The organism is Tepidibacillus infernus, from assembly GCF_048898065.1.
Classification (GTDB): Bacteria; Bacillota; Bacilli; order Tepidibacillales; family Tepidibacillaceae; genus Tepidibacillus_B; species Tepidibacillus_B infernus.
Genome location: NZ_JBLWFI010000001.1, coordinates 916,344 through 941,014 on the forward strand (window position 1 = coordinate 916,344; position 24,671 = coordinate 941,014).

General features: G+C 35.0%; 17 protein-coding genes. 2 read left to right on the forward strand and 15 right to left on the reverse strand.

The features are described 5' to 3' along the window. Nucleotides 1-16: 16 nt before the first annotated feature. On the forward strand, nt 17-532 hold the full coding sequence (locus TEPIDINF_RS04700) for a L,D-transpeptidase (RefSeq protein WP_421691440.1): 516 nt from the start codon (nt 17-19) through the stop codon (nt 530-532). A 42-nt stretch (nt 533-574) separates the two neighbouring features. On the opposite strand, the gene TEPIDINF_RS04705 is transcribed toward TEPIDINF_RS04700, so the two are convergent. The 13 genes from TEPIDINF_RS04705 to TEPIDINF_RS04765 all read right to left on the reverse strand — a co-directional run bounded on the left by TEPIDINF_RS04705 (nt 575) and on the right by TEPIDINF_RS04765 (nt 20,656). Continuing rightward, nucleotides 575-4,168, reverse strand: a complete 3,594-nt coding sequence (locus tag TEPIDINF_RS04705; protein ID WP_421691441.1) for an AAA family ATPase — start codon at nt 4,166-4,168, stop codon at nt 575-577. Beyond that, nucleotides 4,165-5,403 (reverse strand): exonuclease SbcCD subunit D, encoded by a 1,239-nt coding sequence (locus tag TEPIDINF_RS04710; protein WP_069797979.1) that lies wholly within the window; start codon nt 5,401-5,403, stop codon nt 4,165-4,167. Before TEPIDINF_RS04710 ends, TEPIDINF_RS04705 begins: the two co-directional genes overlap by 4 nt. A gap of 93 nt (nt 5,404-5,496) precedes the next feature. Then, nucleotides 5,497-6,171, reverse strand: coding sequence for a tetratricopeptide repeat protein (locus tag TEPIDINF_RS04715; RefSeq protein WP_421691442.1), 675 nt, complete (start codon nt 6,169-6,171; stop codon nt 5,497-5,499). 137 nt (nt 6,172-6,308) lie between these two features. Continuing rightward, nucleotides 6,309-9,284, reverse strand: a complete 2,976-nt coding sequence (gene pgmB / locus TEPIDINF_RS04720) for a beta-phosphoglucomutase (RefSeq protein ID WP_421691443.1) — start codon at nt 9,282-9,284, stop codon at nt 6,309-6,311. Between the two features lie 61 nt (nt 9,285-9,345). Continuing rightward, the gene (locus tag TEPIDINF_RS04725) at nt 9,346-11,040 is read right to left on the reverse strand and encodes a phospho-sugar mutase (protein WP_069797985.1); all 1,695 of its coding nucleotides are present in this window, start codon (nt 11,038-11,040) and stop codon (nt 9,346-9,348) included. Nucleotides 11,041-11,209: 169 nt separating this feature from the next. Further along, nucleotides 11,210-12,352, reverse strand: coding sequence for a glycerate kinase (locus tag TEPIDINF_RS04730; protein WP_421691444.1), 1,143 nt, complete (start codon nt 12,350-12,352; stop codon nt 11,210-11,212). Nucleotides 12,353-12,395: 43 nt separating this feature from the next. Beyond that, nucleotides 12,396-13,664: a GntP family permease gene (locus TEPIDINF_RS04735; RefSeq protein WP_069797990.1), complete on the reverse strand. Its 1,269-nt coding sequence runs from the start codon at nt 13,662-13,664 to the stop codon at nt 12,396-12,398. A 142-nt stretch (nt 13,665-13,806) separates the two neighbouring features. Beyond that, nucleotides 13,807-14,967, reverse strand: coding sequence for a sugar diacid recognition domain-containing protein (locus TEPIDINF_RS04740; protein ID WP_069797992.1), 1,161 nt, complete (start codon nt 14,965-14,967; stop codon nt 13,807-13,809). 36 nt (nt 14,968-15,003) lie between these two features. Next, nucleotides 15,004-16,512: a carboxypeptidase M32 gene (locus tag TEPIDINF_RS04745; protein WP_421691445.1), complete on the reverse strand. Its 1,509-nt coding sequence runs from the start codon at nt 16,510-16,512 to the stop codon at nt 15,004-15,006. Between the two features lie 341 nt (nt 16,513-16,853). Next, complete coding sequence (gene pcp / locus TEPIDINF_RS04750) at nt 16,854-17,453, reverse strand: pyroglutamyl-peptidase I (protein WP_421691446.1); 600 nt, start codon at nt 17,451-17,453, stop codon at nt 16,854-16,856. Nucleotides 17,454-17,466: 13 nt separating this feature from the next. After that, entirely contained in the window at nt 17,467-19,101 is a 1,635-nt protein-coding gene (locus TEPIDINF_RS04755; RefSeq protein ID WP_421691447.1) for a peptide ABC transporter substrate-binding protein, read from the reverse strand. A gap of 36 nt (nt 19,102-19,137) precedes the next feature. Continuing rightward, on the reverse strand, nt 19,138-19,986 hold the full coding sequence (locus tag TEPIDINF_RS04760) for a M55 family metallopeptidase (protein WP_068724269.1): 849 nt from the start codon (nt 19,984-19,986) through the stop codon (nt 19,138-19,140). Nucleotides 19,987-20,203: 217 nt separating this feature from the next. Continuing rightward, on the reverse strand, nt 20,204-20,656 hold the full coding sequence (locus TEPIDINF_RS04765; protein WP_068724271.1) for an Lrp/AsnC family transcriptional regulator: 453 nt from the start codon (nt 20,654-20,656) through the stop codon (nt 20,204-20,206). Nucleotides 20,657-21,040: 384 nt separating this feature from the next. Here TEPIDINF_RS04765 and TEPIDINF_RS04770 point away from each other — a divergent pair, with 384 nt between their 5' ends. Continuing rightward, complete coding sequence (locus TEPIDINF_RS04770; RefSeq protein WP_421691448.1) at nt 21,041-22,318, forward strand: MFS transporter; 1,278 nt, start codon at nt 21,041-21,043, stop codon at nt 22,316-22,318. Nucleotides 22,319-22,463: 145 nt separating this feature from the next. Here the strand turns inward: TEPIDINF_RS04770 and TEPIDINF_RS04775 are convergent, their stop codons facing one another. Beyond that, on the reverse strand, nt 22,464-23,372 hold the full coding sequence (locus TEPIDINF_RS04775; protein WP_421691449.1) for a zinc dependent phospholipase C family protein: 909 nt from the start codon (nt 23,370-23,372) through the stop codon (nt 22,464-22,466). Beyond that, nucleotides 23,350-24,582, reverse strand: coding sequence for an MDR family MFS transporter (locus TEPIDINF_RS04780; RefSeq protein ID WP_421691450.1), 1,233 nt, complete (start codon nt 24,580-24,582; stop codon nt 23,350-23,352). The genes TEPIDINF_RS04775 and TEPIDINF_RS04780 overlap by 23 nt, the downstream gene beginning before the upstream one ends. Nucleotides 24,583-24,671: the final 89 nt, after the last annotated feature.

Below are 24,671 nucleotides of genomic sequence, written 5' to 3' on the forward strand. Positions count from 1 at the left end.
TTAAGGGAGATAAAAAATGATTAAAAAAAATATGATCTTCATTTCTGTTATGTTTCTACTCTTTTCATTTCCCGTACTTGCCGCTACGGAAGATAAACGAATCGATCAGGAAAATTTGACTATGCCAGACGAATATGAGGGTGTCTATTTGGAAATCAATAAGACACAGAATACCTTAAAGGTTTATTTAAATGGTTATGTTGTGAAAAGGTTTCCGGTAGCCACAGGGAAAAATAATCTTTTAACGCCTGAAGGTAAATTTAAAATTATTACAAAGGTGAAAAATCCATGGTATTTACCGAAAAATATCCAAGGAGGAGACAAAAAAAATCCATTAGGCACTCGTTGGTTGGGATTAAATGTACCAGGAACAGGTGGATATAAATATGGAATCCATGGAACAAGTAATCCATACTCCATCGGTCATCATGTTAGTCTTGGTTGTATTCGGATGCATAATAAAGATATAGAGTGGATGTATCGGCATATTCCACTTGGCACACCAGTCATTATCAAAAGCGACATGAAATAATCCTCTCTTCCAAACGGTATATTGGGGATTAGGTACGATTGTTTAGGCGTATTCTACATTTATCTTCGAACCATTACCAAACGTATCAGGTGGAGTAACGATAATTCTACGGTTTAAACGATTTTGTAACTCTGGTACATGCGAAATAATGCCAATAGTCATCCTTTCAGCTTGTAGCTTTTCTAAAGTCATCATAACTGTATCTAAAAGATCTGTATCTAAAGTACCAAATCCTTCATCCAAGAAGAAAAATTCTAAAGGCTGACCACCTTTTAATTGAATCTGTGAAGATAAAGCTAATGCTAATGCTAGAGAAGTTAAAAATGTCTCTCCTCCTGATAAGGTTTGAACAGGCCTTGATAAACCACCATTTAAATCATCGATCATGATAAAACCACCTTCTTGATCTACATCAAGTCGGTAACGATTTCTTGTTAATTGCTTTAGTTTTTCAGAAGCAGTTAAAGTGATATTGTGTAGATGTTCTTGAGCGATAAAATCAACGAAGGCATTACCACGTAACACTTGATTTAATTCGGATACAACATCCAATTCCTTTTGTACTAATTTTCGTTGTTCTTCAAATATTAACCATTCTTGATGATCTTGTTCTAATTGTCGATATTGGTAATTTAACTCAGATAATCTTGATTTTGTAATCTCAAATACTTCTTCCAATTCTAGTTTTTGTTTTTGTAGTGTTTGCCATTCTTCTTCGATCAAAGTTCTTCCTTTTAATTGAACGACATATTGTTTTTCTTGTTGATATAGAAGATACATGGTGTCATTATAAACCTTGATTTGTTGATTCAGTGTTTCTATTTCTTCATGAGGAATTAGATAGGTTTTTACATGTTCAATCGATTGCCAGTTATTTTCCTGTAATTTTTCTTCTAATGCTTTAGAAAGGTCTTCGAATTGACTTCTCAATGTCTTCATTACTGCTTCTTCCGAACTTAACTTTCGCTCAAGTTGGTTATATTCTTCTTTTGAATTAACCCAACTATTCTCAAATTCAGCTCGTTTTTGCTTTAATTCGTCTAATCGCTGATCTACTTCTGAAATCCTCTGTATCGCAGGTTTTCCATTTGTAACCTTTTCCAAATTTGCATATAACTCTTGCCGTTTCTCTTCTGTTTGCTTATTATTCATCTCTAATATATCAAGAATAGATCGATTGTTTTGTTTTTCCTCATTTAACTTTTTTTCATTTAAGTCTAAATTTGATTTTATTTCTTCTGCCTTCGTTATTTGTTCAAGCAATTTTTCTCGTTGTTCATCAAATGCTGCTATCTCTTGTTTACGAATTTCAATGGTTTGTAAATCCCAATTTCCTTTTACTTTTTGCCATTGTTGTTCTACTTCTTGAAGTTGAGATTGAATTTGTTCTTTTGAGTGTACTATGGTTTGTTTACGTTCTAGATATAAGGTGATTTTTGATTGGATGATCTTTATATCTTGTTCTTCTATACCAATCGTTTTTTGCACTTCTTGAAGTTGCGTCTGCAAGTTTTGATACTCTTCACTCCAAGATGCTAGTTGTTCTTTAAGATTTATATGTTCCTTTTGTTCTTTGGTGAAAAGTTTTATCATTTTTACCAGATCTAATTCTTTGTATGGTAGGGGTAAGGCCTTTCTCAAATCTTGTACTTGTTCTTTTTTAGCTTCTATCTCCTTCTCTATTTTGAAAAGTTGATGTAAAACCATTTCTTTTTTACCTTCCAGTGTTTTTAGAGAAATGTTTTCATCTGTCAGTTGAGCTTCGATCTGCTTGATTTGATACTGGATTTGTTCATGTTCTTGATAAGATTCAGGCTCTACTATACCTTGATAAGGATTTGGATGATGTACTGAACCACAAACTAAACAAGGGACACCTTCTTCTAAATGTTCAGCCAGAATAATTGCCATCATTTCTATCTGTTTCTTATCCGATTTTGAAAATGTAAGCTTCAGTTCGTCTAACTTTATTTGAAATGAATCAATCCTTTCATTTATTTTCTCAATATGAGAAGAGATTTCAGCAATTGTTTCAGATGTTTGCTTTTTTTCTTTTTCTAATGTTTGAATTTCATGATTGATGGTCTGCAATTTATTTAACTTCAGTTCAAGTTCTAGAAGGCCACGGTCTTGTTCATGCCACTTTTCTTCTGTAATAGGTTTTTGGTCTAACATTTTTTGTTCTAATCGTTTTAAGTTTACATAATCTTCATTATGTTCCTTTGTGTTTTCTGTATGCTTTTCGATTTCCGCTTTTTGGACATTGATAGCTGTATCGATTTGAGTAATTTCAGCAATGAGTTCATCTAATTTACTTGTTATTTGTAGCAAATTCTGTCGAACCAGAAAAGCCTGGTCTAATTTATTTCTTTCTTCAGAAGTGACATGGATTTCTTCCATTTTTTGTTTCCATTGTTGAAGGTTAAACTCGATTTCATTTTTTTGTTGCAAAATGGACAATCTATCTTTTTCAATTTGATCTAACCGTTGAAGCACTGAATTCCTTTCTTCAGCATATCCTTCTAAAGTCTTAGTTAATTTTTCAATTTCCTTCTCCCATTCTAACGCTATGTCAAATTTGTATTTCTTCTCTTGAAGTAGTGGGACATCTTTATCAAATTGTTCTTTGGCTTGCAAAAATTGATGTTCCTTTTCCTTCAAACTCTCCGCTAGTTGCTTTTTGTGAAGATTTAATTGATTTATATTAGATTGCAAATGATCCATTTGTTCCAGTGTCTTTTGATATTGCTGAATGTATGGTTCAAGCTGAAATGCTTTTGTTGCCTTTTCACTTTTTTCTTCTAGTAGCCGCACATCTTGTTCTTTTTCCTTTAATTCGTTTAATTGTTGATGAACATAGTCTAATTGCCTTTGTAGTTCATATACCTGTTGTTTTTCAGTAAAATTTATTAGAAATCGACTTAAAGCTTCTTGCTTTTTCTCTTTTCTTTTTGTGGTTTCCTGAAGCTCCATATAAAGCTGATCAAGATTTTCCTTTGTTGCATGTGCTATCATTTCTTGCTTAATCAATATCTCATCTCGTTTTTTTCTAAGTTCATTCTCTTTTAATTGCACTTTATCCTTTAACTTTTTCCCATACTCATCTAAATGAAAAAGTCGTTCTAGCATTGGTCTTCGATCTTGAGCTTTTAATGTGAGAAATTCTGCAAATTTTCCCTGTGGCAAGACTACTGCACGTGTAAAATCATCCACAGTTAGACCAAGCAAGTTTTCTATTTCATTTGTTACTTCCCTTTCTTTATCAGCAATCACTGTTTCTTTCCCGTTTTCTATTACCACAAGACGGGCCAAAGTTGATTTAACACGATGTTCTTGACTTCTACTATATACTCGTTCAACTATATATATCCGAGGAAATTGGCCAAAATATAATTCAAACGAAAATTTAACATGAATTTTTTCTTCTTGTTGATTTAAGATACCTATCCGATTTGCATCACTTCGCTCTACTCGGCCATATAATGCTAATGTAATCGCGTCTAATATCGTCGATTTTCCACTTCCTGTAGGACCAAAGATGCCAAAAACTCCAGCATCAGAAACTTGCTGAAAATCAATATGTTGTGCTTTACGAAAACTATGTAATCCTGCAATGATTAAAGAGATCGGCTTCAATCTTCTTCAACCTCCTCGTCATTTTGTTGTTGAAACAGTTTAAGAAATAGATCTACAATTTCCTTTCTAGGTTCAGCACCTATACGTTGTTGATAAAATCTCTTAAATAATTCTGATGGTTGTTTAGATTGCATTTCAATCGCTTCCATTGCCTGTTCTAGTTCTGGTGTAACGACTCGAATATGAATAAATCCCTCATTCATTTTGCGAATTCGCTGGATTTCTTCCATTGATAGTGGATGGGGCATATGAAGCTCTAAGTCGATCCAAGCAGGTGTAGTTCCCTCGTTTGTCAGCCATTCTTCTAATTCAGGAATGCCATTTTTAATCTTCTTTTGTATCAATAACTTCCCACTGGATAAGTAAATTTCGTAAGGTTGCACTGAATCATTTGGATTAACATCAAAAATAGTGACAGATTTTTTGTGATTTGCTTCTGAAAAGCTATAGGCCAAAGGAGAACCAGCATAGCGCGTTAAACTTAATGTTCCTTTCACATCTTGCGGTCGATGTAAATGGCCTAAGGCAATATATTGAAAAAAGTCTGGAATGTGAATAGGATTGACTGTATAAGCTCCGCCAACTTGAATTTCGATTTCTGAATCAGAGGCTTGTCCACCTTGGACAAAAAGATGGCTCATTGCCAAATTTACCGTGTTTGCCCGGAAAATTGATCGTTGGGACTGAAACCATTGATGAACAAAAGCGGAATAGGATTCTCTTATTTCTTTCACATCTGCACTTTCATGAAACAATTGTTTTAATCGCGATTCAGATGGGTATGGTAAAGTTGATACCATAGCCGTTTGATTTGCTGTTGGTAAATATAGTTCAAGCCATCCTATCCCAGTTTTTTCTGCATAGACTTGTCCATGATTTTTTAACTGGCTTGGATAAATTTCATCTGTGGGTAACCCCAAGAGATAAATACCTTGTTTATCCGCTAATGGATTTGCAGCTCGAATACGTTCTGGTTGGTCATGATTTCCTGCAATCACGACAACTCCCCGTTTTCCATAGTTGCTTAAGCGATGAATCGTTTCATAAAAGAGATGTTCTGCCCATGCAGGGGGATTCACCGATTGATAAATATCTCCTGCTATTAAAACAAGATCTATCTTTTCATCATCAGCAATTTGACAGATTTCATCCATCACTTCAATTTGCTCATTTTGTCGATCTCTTCCTTCTAATGTTTTTCCTAAATGCCAATCTGCGGTATGTAAAACTCTCATCCGGAAACTCCTCTCTTCTAACCTTTCTCTATTGTATCTGTCTTTTGCCACAAAAAAAACACTTTCCATCATGGAAAGTGAAATGAAATAGTTTTAGCAGTCAAATTGCATATGTCGATGTGTTAAGGAAAGAAGCTGGCTAACTGTTCCTTGTGGTGAAAGATCCAAGGTTAAGATATGATCTACTTCTTTAAGGTTCACTTCTGAATAAGTGTATGCTTGTTTCAAAAGTTGGATGGCTTGGCTCGTATCTTCCTTTTCAAAAGCCAATAGTGCCAAATTGAAGTATGAATAGAATAGTAAACTGTTGGTTTTTTCTTCTTTCTTATGTACTTCTTCATTTTTAATAATGGAATAAATTTCTTGAGTCACTTTATCAGTATCACCAGATAAAGCATGTATTTGCCACATTTGATTATAGAGAAGGCCTCGATTGATCAAAGGAAAGGAAGTAACCGTTTTTTGAGAGAGACAGTCAATCGCTAGATTCAATAGTTCGATTGAGTGTTCTTTATCGCCTGTTGAGACCCAATAATAATCCGCTAAGTCAGATAACGACCAGATGTATTGCTCATCATCTTCCTGCTTCACTTCTTCTAAAATCGATTCTAAAAGTTCAATAGCAGGTTTATAAATATTTAGATTTGCTAAAAGTCGACCAAGTAATGCACGATTATGCCAATTTTCATAAGATTCCAGTGCTCCTTTTTGCAATGGAACATATTCTTTTACATAATCTGCCCAGTACCGATATTCTTGTTCGTTCAAAGCTATTCTCCTTTCATCTACTCTTGTAAATTCGTTGATACTTCACCATATGATGCAAAAGTAGATTCTAGTACAGGACATGCTCTGAACCAGCAAATTTTTATGAATGATGAAAAAAAGCCACCGTATATTGGTGGCTATTTAAAATTTTCTCTTAATCTTTCCAATGTAAGTTCATTTGTATCTTTCACAATAAGGTCTGCTAGATGCATCGAATCTTCATTTCCAACTCCTACGGCAAACATATTTGCTTCTTTAATGGCTCTTATTCCAGCTTCTGCATCTTCAATACCCACACAGTTTTGCACTGGTACCTTTAATTGTTCGGCGGCCACCATGAAGATTTCTGGATCAGGCTTTCCTTTCACGATTTTACCAGCATCAACAATGGTATCGAAATATTCTCCGACTTGCAGTTTATCAATAACAGTAAAGGCATTTTTACTGGCAGAAGCAAGGGCAATTTTAACGCCATTTGTTTTTAATTCTTTTAATAATGGCAAGATCCCTGGCAATAAATCATTCGGTGTAATTTTTTGAATCAACTGCTTATAATGGTCATTTTTCCGATTAGCTAGGGATATCTTCTCTTCAATTGTGTAAGATTTGTTTCCTTGTTGCAGAATGAGCTCTAATGAATCCATTCGACCAACACCTTTAAGCTTTTCATTAAATTGACGATCAAAAGGAAGACCTAATTCTTCAGCTAGCTGTTTCCAAGCCAAATAGTGATATTCAGCAGTATCTGTAATCACACCATCTAAATCAAAAATAACCGCTTCAATGAAAGGTTTCAGACTTTTATTTATGGATTTGCCTTGTTCTAATTGAAGGCTTTCTTGACGATGATAAATCGTTATCGGTTTTCCTTCTAATAAGGTATAACTAACCTTTTCTGTTGCAATATCAACATCAATCAAACGGCCTTTAAACGTAACCTTAAAGTGATAACCCTCCCATTTTTTAGGAACGATTGGATTAAATCTTAAGATTCCTCCATATTCTCTTACACCAGCAAATCCATTAAAAATGGACAACCAAGCTCCAGCCATTGATGCTGTATGGATTCCATCTTTTACATTTTTATTGATATCATCTAAATCCATTCTTGCCGTTCTCATGAAGTATTCATAAGCTTTATCATGATAACCTATTTCAGCAGCCATTATGCTGTATGTGCAAGGAGATAATGAAGAATCATGAGTAGTAATTGGTACATAATAGTCATAATCGCGTTTCTTATCTGCCAAGTTGAAACGATCTCCTTGTAAGAATAAAGCAAGAACTACATCCGCTTGTTTTAACACTTGATAACGATAAATTACCAATGGATGATAATGTAAAAGTAATGGATAATTTTCTTGGGGCGTATTTGCAAAGTCCCATACCGCTTTATCTAAAAAAGAATCGTCCTGTGGATGAATCCCTAATTCATCATCATAAGGTAGATACATTTTTTCTGCAGCGTTCTTCCATTCTTCAATCTCTGCATCGTTTAAATTGATCTTTTCAGCTAATGATTTGAATTCATTAGAAAATTTATCTTTAAGTAACTGAGCAGTATGATAAGCAAACTCTAAATGGTCTTTTGCCATAATGTTTGTATATAAGTTGTTATTCACGATTGCCGTGTACTCATCAGGACCAGTTACATCATTGATACAGAAGCGATTTCCTTTCCTTTTGATATAATCTCCTGCATCTACCCAAAGTCTAGCGGTTTCAAAGAGCATTTCAGCGCCTTTTTCTACTAGAAAATCTAAATCATCTGTCGCATGTATATATTTTTTCAGGGCAAAAATGATATCTGCATTGATGTGATATTGGGCAGTCCCTGCTGGATAATAGGCTGAGGTTTCTTCCCCATTAATGGTTCGCCATGCATAAAGCGCACCTTTATGTGATAATTCTTTAGCTCTTTTACGAGCTTTATCCAAAATACTGTAACGATATTCGATTAACTTTTTGCTGATTTCTGGATTCGTATAAAGGAAGAATGGTAACACATAGGTCTCAGTATCCCAAAAATAATGGCCTTCGTATCCTTCGCCTGTAATTCCTTTTGCTCCGATATTCGTCTTTCCATCTTTCCCCACAGATTGAAGTAGATGATATTCATTAAAACGAATACTCTGTTGTAAAGAAAGATCTCCTTTAATTTCAACATCGCTTCGGTACCAGAAGTTTTGTAAATACTGTTTTTGATCAGCAAATAATGCATCAAATCCTCGTTGTTTCGCAGCCATGACTGTTTCTCTCGCCAACTCATGCAACCGATTTTCAGGATAATCTTTTGATGTATAGTAGGTAATATATTTTGATAAGCGAATGGATTGTTCTTTGTTGGCCACAATTGTGTACTTAGTTTCGACCCATTGATCTTTTGATTGCGCTATAAATGTAAAATTACTTTCAGTCGCTAGCTCATTTTCCATAGCACAGACTAAAGCAAACTGAGTATTTTTTGTCTTTTGATGTATTGCACCGAAAGTTCCTCTTTGCACTACGTCTTCTGTTAAAAGAACTTGCTCCGATAAAACTGATCCAGCCCTAGGATCACCCATAGAGACTTGATTTTGCACTTTTCCGTTAATTGCTGAGATAAGAATGACTTCACCATCAAAATTAAGGGGGATTACTTCATAAGAAATCGTTGCTAAATGTTTGTTAGTTAAAGCAACAAATCGCTTAATTTTAAGTTTTACTTGTTTGCCTGAAGGTGATTCCCAGGTTACTTCTCGAGTTAAAACCCCTTCTTTCATGTTTAATTCCCGATAGTAGTTAAGAATTTTTCCGGTAAATAGATTAAATTCTTCACCTTCAACATATAACCGAATAATTTTACTATCCGTTACATTTAACATTGTTTGAGAATATTTGGCATAACCGTAAGCTTCTTCTCCATATATAATTGGTTCTGACTCATAAAAACCATTTAAGTAAGTCCCGTTTACTGAAGTACCCTCTGGGCCAGCATATCCTTCTTCAAAATTTCCACGCATGCCAATATATCCATTTCCTGTAGCAAAAATCGTTTCATCCTGTAGATTTGTTTCGACATCAAAAGAATTTTCAATAATTTTCCATTCATGAAATGGGTAGATTACTTTCATTTTATGACTCCTTTTTACGTATAAATATTCCTTATCTTGTATTGTTTCCCACAATAGCATTTCATGTAAGTTGTGCCAAGACAGCCTCTTTTAGTTGTTTTAATTTTTCTTGAACTGAAAGTGGAGAATTACTAACCATACTAAAGTAAAACTTTAGCTTTGGCTCTGTACCAGATGGGCGAATGGCAATCCAAGCGTCATCCTCAAAAATGATTTTAAGCACATTGGATTTAGGAAGACCCATTGGTGACAGTAAATAATCTTCTACCGACTTCACCTTCATACCAATTAACTCTTTGGGTGGATTTTCTCTAAAGGACGTAACAATCTCCTTAATTTTGTTACTTCCTTCAATTCCTTTTAATGTGATTGAAACTAGATCTTCTTTGTAATACCCAAATCGTTGGTATACTTCATCTAGAATGTCTAACAGACTTTTTCCTTCAAGTTTATATACAAGAGCCATTTCGGCTACAATAGCAGTAATTTGTACTGCATCCTTATCCCGAACAAAATCCCCTGCTAAATAACCATAGCTTTCTTCGTAACCAAATAAAAAGGTGTATTGTCCTGTTTCGCGATATTCTTTTATTTTTTCACCGATATATTTAAAACCTGTTAATGTTTTTTCTGTTGCAATATGAAAAGCACTAGCGATTTTTTCTCCTAAGTCTGAAGTAACAATGGTATTTACCATTACCCCATTCTCAGGAAGAATTCCTTTCTTCGCTTTCTCATTTAATAAATAGTATAAAATTATCGCACCTAATTGATTTCCATTTAAAGCCTCATATTCTTCCCCATTTTTCACCAGAACACCAAGTCGATCTGCATCTGGATCGGTTGCCATGATGATATCTGCATTCTTTTCCTTAGCTAATTGCAGAGCTAAATGAAAAACTTCTCTTTCTTCTGGATTTGGTGCTTTTACTGTTGAAAAATTGGGATCAGGATGTTCCTGTTCTTTTACAATATGTAAGTTTGTAAAGCCAACTTGATGTAATATCTCTCTAACAGGTTTATTTCCTGTCCCATGTAAAGGGGTGTAAATAATTGATAATTCTTTGCCACTTTGGGCAATCAGATCCTGATTTAATAACAATGACCGAACATTCTTGGCATATTCATTGTCAATCTCTTTACCAATATAATGGATTAAACCTTGTTCAAGCAATTGATCTAAAGGTTCTACTGAAATATGTAATATGTCTTTTACATTGGTCATCTGATGATAGATTTGTTCAGCCATTTCTTCAGTGATTTGGTTCCCATCTGTATTGTAAACTTTGTAACCATTGTATTCTGAAGGATTGTGGCTAGCTGTAATCACTATACCTGCAAAGGCATGCAAATGTCGAACGGCAAAGGATAAGAGTGGTGTAGGTCTAAGCTCATTAAATAAATAGACCTGAACTCCATGAGTAGCTAAAACTTTCGCAGATTCTTCTGCAAAAGTTTGTGAATATCTTCTTGAATCATATGCGATAACCACGCCTTGCTTGATCGCTTTTTCACCTTGCTCAATAATACAATTAGTTAGCCCCATTGTGGCTTTTCGAACAGTGTAGATATTCATTCTGTTTGTACCAGCGCCTATTATTCCTCGTAAACCACCAGTCCCAAACTCTAAATTTTTGTAAAAACGTTCTTCGATCTCTTTCATGTTTCCTTCTATTTGCTGCAATTCTTCCATCAATTCTGGTTGTAAGTTGTCATACTGTAACCATGTTTCATATTGTTTTAATACTTCTCCCATTTGACCACCACCATATTAAGCATTTAATTTGGAGTTACTTCATCATACTATCATTTTAACTTATGAATTTGAAATGACAACTATGTATATCAGTGAAAAAGGAGCATAAACATCTCGTTTAAGCTCCTTCATTTTAAGAATTGACCAAATTTTACCTATTTAAGAGATTTTATATTTCATTTTTACTTATTCTCCAAACAGCGGCTACATTACGAGCTGTTTGATAAACGTAATTAGATGCGCCTTCGAATGCATCATGTAAAGAAATCACGCCAGGTACAACACTAAATAAAGCATCAATACCATGTTGATGGACAATATGACTGTCTGTGGATACACTACCTGCTATTCCAATCACAGGAATGTTTAGTTTTTTTGCAGTTTTGGCTACTCCAATGGGTGTCTTTCCATGGATGGTTTGATTATCAATCTTACCTTCTCCGGTGATCACCAAATCAGCCTTGTTCATATGCTTTTCCAATTCTGTTGCAGCTATAACGATATCGACTCCTCTTTTTAATTCAGCAGAAAGAAAAGCAAGTAAGCCAGCACCGAGACCTCCAGCAGCACCTGCCCCAGGAATATCAATGACATTTTTTTTGAGATCTTTTTTGATGATTTCAGCATAATGGGTTAAATTTCGATCAAGAAGGTTGACCATTTCAGGTGTTGCACCTTTTTGAGGTCCGTAAATTGCTGCAGCGCCAGTGGGACCAACAAGTGGATTATTTACATCACAAGCCACTTCAATCTTTACTTGTTGAAGTCTTGGATCTAATGCTGACAAATCAATTGAAACAAGCTGGTTTAATGAACCACCACCATAGCCAATTTGTTCGCCTTTATCATCTAGTAACTTAGCACCTAATGCTTGAGCCATTCCTGCTCCCCCATCATTGGTAGCACTTCCACCAATTCCAATAATGATATGTTCTACCTCATAATCTAAAGCAGCAAGAATTAACTCTCCTGTTCCCCATGTCGTAGTGATTAAAGGATTGCGATCCGATTGAGGAACCAAATGCAAACCTGATGCGGCAGCCATTTCAATGACAGCAGTTTTTCCATTTCCCAAAACCCCAAAAAATGCTTCCACGGGATGTCCCAATGGGCCAATCACTTGTTTATTTATAATTTGGCCATCTGTGGCATCTACTAAGGATTCAACTGTTCCTTCCCCACCATCTGCCATAGGAATCTTTATATAGGTTGCATCAGGATATATCTCTTGAAAACCTTTCTCAATCGCATTGGCAACTTCTAGTGCTGTTAAACTTTCCTTAAATGAATCTGGCGCGATAACAATTTTCATTTGAGACACTCCAATCTATTTTGTCTTTCTTAGAAGCATATTCTTATCCGAAAAATTTAAATACACCATAAATCAAAGTAGAAACAACAGCTAATGTTAAACCTACTAATGATTCATAAGGGATTAACTTTAATCTTTCTTTGATTTGCATATTTACACTACCGCCTGTAGCATGGAAGAAACTACCGTGTGGTAAATGGTCTAATACTGTTGCACCTGCATGAATCATAGCTGCACCTGCTATCGCAGCAACGCCTAATTCTAAAATAGTTGGACCAAATACACTACTTGCTACAGCTGTACCCGCGGTGGTCGAAGCTGTTGCTCCTGACATAAGTACACCAGAAATTGGTGCCAATAGATAAGCTGGTAAACCTGAAGAGCTTAATGCATTAATGACTACATCTTTTAATCCAGAGTTGGCAATGATACCTGCTAATGTACCTGTACCTAATAACATAATCGCAACTCCAGACATTTTTCCTAAACCAGATACTGCATATTGGTTGATTTGTTTGATTCTACCCATAAATAATGCACCGATCAATCCACCTAAAGGTAATGCAATCATTGGGTCAATACTAATATCAGCAATTGGACGTAATGCTAATAGGACAATAGTGACAACTGGCCCTACAATAGCCGTAAAGAAGATCGGTAGGTTTCCATCGCTGTGGTTTTGGATTTCTGCTAATTCAACCTGTGAACCTTTATGAGTAAGTTTTTTTGCAATAAAATAAGTGACAATCAGACCAAAAAATGCTGGTATAATTCCTGCTGCCATAACCGATGTTAATGGAATATTGAAGGCTTCCGAAGCAGCAATCGCATTTGGGTTAGGAGAAATGACGTTACCTGCTTTACCTCCACCAATCATCGCAATTAAAATGGCCATTTTAGAAAGGTTAGCCCTTTTTGCAATCGCTAACGCAATTGGTGAAACGGTAATAACCGCAACATCAATAAATACCCCTACAGCTGTTAAGATAAGGGTTGCAATCGCTAACGCAAACAATGCTCTTGTTTCCCCTAATTTTTTCACGATGGTTTCAGCTATCGTTGATGCTGCACCAGACTCTATGAGTACACCTGCTAAAACTCCAGCTGCTAAGATTCTTAATACTGCTGGAATGATACCTTTGGCACCATCCATCATTAATGTGACTGTTTGACCTAAATCTGCACCGCCAATAATACCACCTATTAATGCTCCAGCGATCATTCCGTAAGCAGGTGGAACTTTCCTAAGAATCAGGACAATGGCAATGACTAATGCTACTATAGCACCTAAAGCAGTTACTTGAACATCCATGTTTTGACTCCTCCTAAAGTATTTTTATGATGATTAGTTCAATTACCATTGTAAGCGGTTCCTTGCCAATTAACATCATTCATACAACAAAAAATAACCAAAAAAACAAGCCGTTTTTTTGGTTATTTGCATAAATAATGCTTTATTTTGAATTTAACAAATTTAATAACATTGAGATATATAAGTCTATTAAATCTTTTAGTTTTTTGGGATCTTTACCTGTCATTTCTTTTATTTTTTCGAGGCGATAATGTAGAGTATTTCGATGAATAAATAACTTCTCTGCTGTATGATTAACTTCACCGTTCTCTTCAATAAATACTTTTAATGTTTGTTGAAGTTCACCCTTTTTGTCATTTTGAACAATTCTTTGATAAACTTCAAATAGTGGATGTTTTAATGTTTTTGGTAGATCCACTAATAAGGTAGGAAAACCCATCTCTTGATAAGAATAAATATCGATATCAGGAAATAAATGTTTCCCAACTTCTAATGTTTTCATTGCCTCATGATAGGATAAAGATAGTCCCGCTATTTCAGGATAATACGATCCTATGCTCATGGTTGTCTTGACCTTTGATAATTGGAAGATACGTGATCCCCATGAACGCAATTGTTGCAGTGTTTGTCCTTCATTCCATTGATCATCATTTAATTTAATTTTTTTAAACAGGATAATATCAGTGGTATACCCCAGTGCCATTAAGTCATCATTATCTAGCAAATTTTGAAGGGTAGAGACTACTTTTTTCCTTCTACTCAATAATTCCTTTTCAGATAACTGATTAACCTTTATTTCAATAATGACTGCCACTCTAGGTATTTGAAATGAAATTCCAAGAATCTTTGCCCTTTCAAGAAACCATGGATCTGTTTCAAGATTGCCAACTACAATCTGATGAATGACTTCCTCTTTTAATCTTTGATCCCACTGAATTTGCTCTAAAAGAAAGGCCTGTTCTAGAATCATTTCTGCAGCCATTTTAACTAATTCTCCATAGCCTCGTATTTCCTCTGGGCGGCCAGTAATTCCAACTACACCAACAATTTCGTTTCTAAAAAAGATCGGAAGATTTACTCCTGGCTTTGCTCCTTTTAGATAGTTCGCCTTTACTTCATCGATTTCAACCACAGATTGACTTTTGATTACAGCAACTGCGCCATCGTGGATTTGATTGATCCTTTCTTTTTCTCCAGAACCAATAATAACTCCTTTTTCATTCATCACATTGATATTTCGGTGAATGATATTCATGGTTCGATCAACAATTTGTTCAGCTAGTTCATGATTAAGAAAAATCATTTCATTCCTCCCACAACCATTTAAAAGAAAAAAGGGCTAGACTTGGTAGATATCTTTTACTTTCTCGGTTAAATATTCAATTAAATATTTCGCATTTAAACTCTCATGGGTTACATCTTTTAACAGTTCGTTTGGTGTTTTAGCTTTACCAAAACGGTGAATCTTATCGTCTAACCAATTTTTGATTGGGATTAAATCCCCTTTTTGCAATAATTCATTAAAATTTGGTAACTCTAATTTAAGTTGATGATAAAATTGTGCAGCATAGATATTACCTAATGCATAGGTTGGAAAATAACCAATCATCCCTCCAGACCAATGCACATCTTGTAATACTCCCTCCGCATCGGTATTAGGAACAATCCCTAAATATTCCTGCATTTTTTCTTTCCAAATCGTGGGCAGTTCTTCTACTTGTATCGTTCCATTGATCAGTCCTTTTTCAATTTCATAACGGATCATAATGTGAAAATTATATGTAAGTTCATCCGCCTCAGTTCGAATCAATGAAGGTTTCATTTCATTAACCGCTCTATAAAAATCTTCTTTTGTGATATTTCCTAATTGTTCAGGGAAATAAGAAATCAAATCTTCATAATAGGTATCCCAGAAAAGAGAGCTTCGTCCAATCATATTTTCCCAAAAACGAGATTGAGATTCATGAATCCCCATTGAACTTCCTTCTGCCAAAGGTGTTTTTTCCAAATCTTTTGAGATATTTTGCTCATATTGCGCATGTCCACCTTCATGCATGGTTCCGAATAATGCGATGGTTAGATCATTTTTCTCAAACTTGGTTGTTACCCTTGCATCACCACGATTTAATGTGATTTGGAAGGGATGAACCGTTTCATCAAGCCTACCAGCTTCAAAATCGTAACCCATTTTCCTTAAAATAAATTGGCACAGTTCTTTTTGTTGATGGGGATCATACTCTTTTTTCAAAAAGCTTGTATCGACGGGGGAGGCTTTGGCTACCTTTTGTATTAATGGAACCAATGCATCTCTTAAATCTTTAAAAATTGGATCAAGTTGTTCAACTGTCATTCCTGGTTCATATTGGTCTAATAAGGCATTGTATTTATTTCCTTCATAACCCCAAAGTTCAATAAATTCTTGGTTAAATTTTACTATTTTCTCTAGATATGGTTTAAATAAAGAGAAATCATTCTTTTTCTTTGCTTCCTCCCAAACAGACTCTGCATTAGAGACGAGGACAACATATTCTTGGTATTTGTCTTTTGGAATTTTCTTATCTCGATCAAATTCTTTCTTTAATAAGCGAACAGATTTTAGTGTGATTTGATCAATTTCATCCTCATATTCTGACAATTGATTTAATAACTGTTCCATTTCTGAAGACGTTTTCATTTGGAAAACTTCTGAAGATAAAATACCTATGACTTCAGAACGTCCTTCTACTCCATTTTTAGGTGCCCCTGTTCTTAAATCCCAATACATCACATTGATTGCTTCATTGTACGACTTTATCTTTTTTACAAGTTCGTAAAATCTTTTTACCTGTTCTTCAATCTTGCTTGACACATATTTCACCTCTATCTTTATTTTCTTCTATTTTCCATGATTTAACTGTGAAATTCAAGTGTAATTGCACACTTCATTGATATATTCCTGACGATATTCTTCATAGCAATTAACACGACAGTTCCGTCTTCAAGTATTATCATTGTCTTGATATTTAATAGCCCATCAACCGTTGCTTGAGCTGAGGAAATTCTTCCACTCTAATTGGGTAGTGAAATCGCTTTTTCCAAATAAAGAAACCTCCGCTAGTTCGTCATTTTGATTTTACTTCTTTCTAATAATGAAAAAGAGTCGGTTTTTCCGACTCTTTTATAGGAACCTATTTGAATCAATTTCAATGTTTACAAAACATTGATGATCAACTCGATTGCCTTAACTAAGTCATGTTGATGCCAACTTGGTAAAGAACGATTTTTGAGCGCTAAATCATGAGAAGCAGGCACATGAACAAATCCAGAACGTGTAGAAAGACCTTCTTTTGCTATTTTGTGTAACATACTATACATGACATGATTGCACAAATAGGTACCAGCACTATTTGATATTTCTGCAGGATATCCTTCTGCAACCAAAGTATCTACTATTCTTCTGATTGGTAATGTAGAAAAATAGGCAGCAGGACCTTCTTGCTCTATAGGTTGATCTTGCATGATAACTCCTTTATTATCTGCAGCCCCATCATTACAATTAATAGCGATACGTTCAGGTGTAATTCGGTTTCTTCCAGCAGCAAGTCCTAATGAAATGACAACATCTGGTTTTTCTTTATCAAAAACCCTAAATAAAACCTTTGCCGCTTCTGCAAAATCTACAGGAAGAACCTGTTCAATTACTAAATATTGGTTAATTACCTTTCCTTTTAATTCTTTAACAATTTCTTCTGTTGGATTGATTGGATTATCCAAAAACGGTTCAAATCCAGTTAGCAGTAATTTCTTCATTTTCTACTTTCCTTTATTCAGCAATTTTTTTTGCCCAACGGACATTTGGATAGCGGTTATAAGGATACACAATTCCCTCAAACTTTTTCGATGTGAGATAATTATTGGAATAGAAGTAGATTGGCATGAATGGAAGTTCTTGCATCAATACTTCTTCTGCTTGATGTAAATATTCCATCCGTTTGGTCTGATCTTGTTCTACTTTTCCTTTATGTAATAAATCATCATATTTCTCACTTATCCATAATGTTCTATTATTAGGACTATCACCTAGAAAATAATCCAGAATGACAGATGGATCTAAGAAAATTCCAACCCAACCCATGCGAGCCATTTGAAAGTCAGATGAATTTGTTCTTTCCAAATAGGCTTTCCATTCCTGATTTTCTAAAGTAATTTCAATCCCTAAGTTTTTCTTAAGCATATCCTGAATTGCTTCTGCAATCTTCTTGTGATTTTCAGAGGTGTTATAAATTAAAGTCACCTCAGGAAACTTTGTCCAACCTTCTTCTTGCATTGCTTCTTGGATTAATTGTTTTGCTTTTTCTAAGTCTTTCTTTAAATAAGCTTCTTTTTGTGCACGAAAATCTTCTCCTGAAGGCGTTTTAACACCATAAGGAACAAAGGCGTATGCTGGTGTTTCACCAGATAATGTAATATGATTAGTAATGGCTTCTCGGTCTATTGCTAAGTTAAAAGCCTCTCGTACTTTTGGATTATTAAATGGTTCCTTTTTGACATTAAACATAAACATATAGGTTCCAAATAAAGGTGTGATTTTAAATTCCTCATTTGATTTTTCAGTTTGAATCGCATCAGCGGGAATACTTTGAATCAAGTCAATTTGTCCACCTTTATACATTTGATAATAGGTGGTGGCTTGATTGATCATCACCCATGTTACTTTTTCCATTGTGATTTCATTTTTGTTATAGTACTGATCATTCTTTTCGATCACTACTTCTGAGTCATGGATCCAACTAGTTAACTTGTAAGCACCATTGCTCACCAAAGTTTCCGCTTCTGCTGCCCAATCTTTATTCTCTTCAACAAGAGATTTTTTCACAGGGAAGTAAACCCAAAATGTTAACATTTTATCAAAAAAACCAACTGGCTCTTCTAATTCCACGACTAATGTATGGTCATCTATCGCTTTTACTCCAACTTGATCTACAGTTGCCTCTCCACTATTATACGCTTCTGCCCCTTTAATGTAATATAAATAAAAAGCAAAATCACTTGCAGTCTCTGGGTTTAGAACACGTTTCCAAGCATATTCAAAATCATATGCTGTTAGTGGATCTCCATCTGACCATTTTGCATCATCACGAATGGTGATGGTATAAGTTTTCCCATCTTCAGAAACTTGAACATCTTTGGCTGCTCCTTTGACTATATCACCATTTTTGTCTGTGGTATATAGACCCTCAAAAAGATGTTCAATTACCCAACCTGAAGTAGTATCGGTTGCTAATGCTGGATCTAAAGTCGGCGGTTCACTCATTGCATTTAACGTAATCTCTTGTTTAATATTGTTTGTGGTACTTCCTGTTTCTGAAGATGTTTGCTTGGCAGTATTTCCACATGCAGTTAAAACTGGAACAACGAATAAAACGATAACTAAGAATGAAAATAATAACCTTTTCAATTGATTTTCCTCCTCTTTTTTATTCATTTATTTAGTTTAAGCATTGGCATGTCCTAAAACCCCATTTGTTGCTGACATACCAATGATCACTAATCCCCACATCATTTTGTATGCTGTTACATAATCATCACAAGTAAAGCGAATGGTTTTAGGGTTTACTAATTCAACTGAAGGGATCGTTGTTGTCATTAGTGCTTGATTGCTCCCCTTAAACTCAATTTCAAATATAACTGGACCTTGGACAACATATGGTTTGATTTGGCTTGCATTTTTTACAGCATTTTTAGCTTTTTTCCTTATCAATTCGTGAGCATTATCCGGTGATAATAATTCCGCAGCAAAACGGTCAATTCCACGCTTAACAATAGCTGTTTCAACATTGGGTAATGTGTCTTTTACTTCTGAGGTTACTATGTCATCCCCTGTAACAAGTAGAACTGGAACTTTATAAAATCCTGCAACACCAGCATTTAATTCACTTTCTCCTACTACCTTACCATTGATTCGCATTTCATTTACAGCTACCCCTGCCAAGGTATGACTAATCACAGAACGTTCGGAACCACCTTCCCGCCCATGATAGCCAACAAAGAATACACCATCAAAACTATCATCAATACCTTCCATTTGGCACATGACGCGATTATTTCCAGAAATTAAGCGAGCCCTTGGGTCAAGATCCTCAATCAGAATATTTGACATATTTCCATGACCATCCGCTACTACTACTTCTGTTGCTCCCCCTTGAAAGGCACCTTCTATTGCTGCATTTACATCCTGTGTCATTAGTTTGCGAAAACGATGATACTCATCATTTTTCTTCAATTGCATGTTTGTCGCTACACCTGAAATCCCTTCCATGTCGACTGAAATATAGATTTTCATGATCCTACTCCCTTTCTAAAATTCAATTTTTGTATTTTCATCTAAAGTTATTTTTTATCATTGGATGAGCAATCAAACTGAAGTCCATCATCTTTATTCCTACCCCTGCACCAAGTTTTAAACTATATCATCTCTTTCCGCTTCTTCTTTGATAGTAGCCTCAATATCAATATACAATTGTTGTTAAGAACATTAAAAATGGCTTAAAAAACATACCTTATAGATACTCGAATGAATTTTTATATACCTCGAGTTGAACCATTACATTCACATGCATAATTCCTGCAATTCTATTAACCTTTTTTAGCGTCTCTGTTAATTCCTCATAGGTATGTACATTAACTTGAGTAAGCAACTGAAATTCCCCAGAAACAAAAGAAATGTATCGGATTTCTCGAAAAGACCGAAGTTCATCAATCACATGATCAAGCGTATTTGGCTGCACGCTTATTTGAATAATTGCTCCCGTTTTGACCCCAAGAGAAATTGGATTTACTATTCCTACAACCTCAAGAATTTGGTTCTCAACAAGGTTCTTATATCTTACACGTATTGTTTTTTCTGATACATTTAATTGATTTGCAATCTCTGTAAAAGCCATTCTTCCATCCTTCGATAGAAGCTTAATCATTTCTTTATCCAGTTCATCTAAAGTATATGTTTGCACCATTCCATTTCCTCTCCTCAAACTATATTTTAAATTTTAGTAATGATATTAGGACTAATACATATAAAAAGTGGCTTATTTAATCAATAATTTGAAATTTTACTACTGAATTTCGTAAAATATTTGATTGTTATTTTAATTTATAAAACTCTTAAAGACAATAGTTTTTTGAAAAATTATAAAAAAATAAATCCAACAAAAAATGACACTAATTTCACGCAAACATTTGTGTGACTGCCCAGATCGCTCTTCAAGCTAATGTAAGGGATCATGGCGAAATTTGATTCTCCAACGTTAATGTAAATTTTATATAAATTTAATGATGCAACCGATTCTTTTCGTTTAATTACATGATATGATAGGAAAAAAGGGACGTGGAGGAACTTTATGGATAGAAAAAAGGCAATCTTTGGCTGGACCATGTATGATTGGGCAGATTCTGCATTTGCAACAACAATTATGGCCGCCGTTTTACCGATTTATTACACAGATATTGCAGGGATCTCACTAGAAAAGACGACAGCTACCGCTTATTGGGGATATACTCAATCGATTGCGATGTTGATTGTTGCAATTCTTGCCCCAATCTTAGGAGCTATATCTGATTATACATGTTCCAAAAAACAGTTTTTACGAATTTTTGTCTATATGGGTGCGATTGCAACAAGTTTACTCTTTTTTACAGATAAAGGAGATTATCTCTTGGTTTCCTTTCTTTATATATTAGGAATGATCGGATTTTCCGGAGGAAACGTTTTTTACGATGCCTTTCTTCCTGAGATTGTTCCTTTAGAGGAAATGGATAATGTTTCATCTAGAGGTTATGCATTTGGATATATTGGTGGAGGTTTCTTATTATTAGTTAATCTAACAATGATCCAAAAACCGGAATTATTTCATATTCCTGATGCTACGACAGCAACTCAACTCTCATTCTTAACTGTCGGTACTTGGTGGCTTATTTTTTCATTGCCCTTATTTAAATTTGTAAATGAAAAAAAGACAGATCAACAAAACTCTACAAAGAAATCCTACCTAATTATTGGATTAAGTCGTGTGATAACGACTTTTAAAGAAATCAACCATTATAAGGAATTAGTAAAATTCCTCATTGCTTTTTGGTTATATAATGACGGGATTAGTACGATTATCAAAATGGCAACCATTTATGGTAGAGAAATTGGGATTGGGACTTCAGATTTAATTGCTGCCTTATTGATCACTCAGTTTGTTGGTATTCCCTTCTCTCTTTTATTTGGAAAATTAGCTAGGAAAATCGGTTCTAAGCAGTCTTTATACTTATCATTATGGATTTATGTTATCATCGTCATTTTTGGTTATTTTATGACTTCGACTGTCCACTTTTATATCTTGGCTTCTGCTGTTGGTTTGGTTCAGGGAGGAAGTCAAGCCATCAGTCGTTCGATCTATGGCAGTTTGGTTCCAGTTCATCGAACTGCTGAATTCTTTGGCTTTTATGGAATCTCAAGCAAATTTGCTTCTATATTCGGGCCTTTCCTTTTTGCTATTGTAGGTCAACTAACAGGCTCTAGTCGTTTTGGTATCGTTTCTCTCGTTTTATTCTTTGTCGTTGGAATATGGCTTTTAACCAAAGTAGACCTAAAAAAAGGCCAACAACAAGCAAAAGTAGTAAACTTGCTGTAGCCTTTCAGAGTTTTGTAGAAAATAGTATTTTTTATTATAAAATTGTACTTTGTACCGTGCTCCTTTGCTCATTCCTTCTTATGATTTAATAAATAAGGTAAGAAAGGTAATCACAAAAGTCACCTTTTGTAAAAAGAACAATTTTTTATAAGATGAGCTCAAAAAATTGATTGTCCAGCTTGGCATCACAAGGTTTTCCTGTCTCATAGGACACATTTCCAATCAGTGACTTCATTTGTTCAATTGGTTTGATACCACGAAGATAATCTTCTATACATTGATAGATTGGAATTGCTTCCTGTTTAGCTCGATCAAAAAGATCCAGAAAGCTTTCTTTACTTCCTTCAATTCCATTTGTAGGGTGAAACCACTCAGTATGTTGAAGATTGAGAAAGTCTTTATTCGGGATCTTTTTGCTGTAAGAAAATGGCGAAACCATCTCCCCTAGCAGTATATGTTTAATCCCTGTTGGGTCAAATAAAAACTTTAAAGCTTTTATCATATCCTGATAGGATTGATTAATCACCAATTGTAAATCAGGTCTTTTTTCAGCATGAACTTTCTTTATTAAATAGATTAGCATTTGCTGGATCTGAGATGGTAGATTTTTGCCTACATCAATTTCTTTAAAAACGGGTGTCTTCCAAGTGTCAACTCCTTTAAAACGTTTCATCATTAAGGTATCTATCATAATCTCTAACTTTTGATGTTTATTTCCCTCTTCTCCTGAACGATAAACAATATAGGGATGAGTATTTCGGTCTAAAAGATGGTGGCTAACAAAACCAAAAACATATGCTTTTAATAACGGGTCAGGGTGTTGCTTTAAATATTGAACCATCTCTACCAGAAATGAACCACAGTGTTTCTTATGAAGTAAACTACCAATCTTCGTTACTGACTTATCCTTTCTCCATGGCCAAAAATGATGGTAGAAAAAAGGATCAGGCCCTTGGCAACCTAGGTAGTAAATCTCTTTATGTTCTAAAAAGTCGTACCCAATTTCTTTATCCAAGTGCTCCCCAAATAGGTTATGGGTCCATACATTGGGCATAGCGTTTTCTTCCCTTCATTTTCAGTCCTCGATCATAATTGGAAAAGATTAATCCTGATATGACAAAGAAGGATATCATAATGATGATCAGTACATCCATCGTAGTATGATCATAAAGCCAACCACCAATTAAAAAGCCTAGCATCCTTCCACCAGCTCCGGCACTACTAATAACCCCTTGATAAAATCCAGCTTTTCCCTCCGGTGCTAAATTGGCTGCTGCAGAGGGAACGGCTGGCCAAACTAGCATTTCTGCTAATGTCATTATGACCATAGCCAATACAAATCCGAAATAACTTTTATTCTGATATAACAATAAAAAGGAAAAAACAAAAATGATCATTCCAATCAGCAATTGTTTTTTAATGGTTCGTAAAAGAAACTTAGTAATGTAATTAACCAATGGTTGTCCAAGAACAATCAAAGCCCCATTGATTGTCCATAGTAATGTGTATTTAGATAATGGGATACCTATGCTTGAAATATACGCTGATAGACTTGTTTGCCATTGTACATAAGGAATCCATGATAAGATAAATGCTAACGAGATCACCATCAGGGCAATAAAATGACTAAGTTGGTTCTTGATCATACTTTCGTTCCCGATTAGATCACGATGTCCGATTGTATTGTCAGAAACCTCTTGCCATTGATCCTTGTTAAAACCAAATAACACCAGAAGGAGAAAAAGAATAAACGTTAAAGCATTGACGATAAAGATAAGGGAAAAAGAAATCTGTGCAACCAACCCTCCAAGAGTAGACCCTAATGCCACTCCAAAGTTTTGAGACACATAAATCATATTAAAGGCTCTTCTTCCTCCTTCAGGCCACACAGAACCAGCCATTGCATACATAGAAGGAAAAACTAGTCCATTACTAAAGCCTAAAATCAGCATCAGTATGACATAAATCGTCCACTGATTAAAGACTGACAATGCTAAAACAGTAATGACAGATAGTAAGATTCCAGTAATAATCGTTTTCTTACCGCCCCATTTATCAAATAACCAGCCACCAATCAAATTTCCTAATATACCAGTTGCTTGTTGTAGCATTAAAACGATACCAGCAATAGACATCGATTGGTGTAAAACTTTTGTTATATAAATGGTATTTAAAGGCCATAGAAAAGAGTTACCCGTCACATTGATAGTCATTCCGATTGCCAAAATCCAAATAGAGATTGGGTAGTTAAAAATCTTTTTCATTGATGTCACCTTTTCTAACGATTGCAGTTTCTATTTAACTATTCCATTTTAACGGCTCCCAATTTATTTTGAAAGCACATTTTAAACTT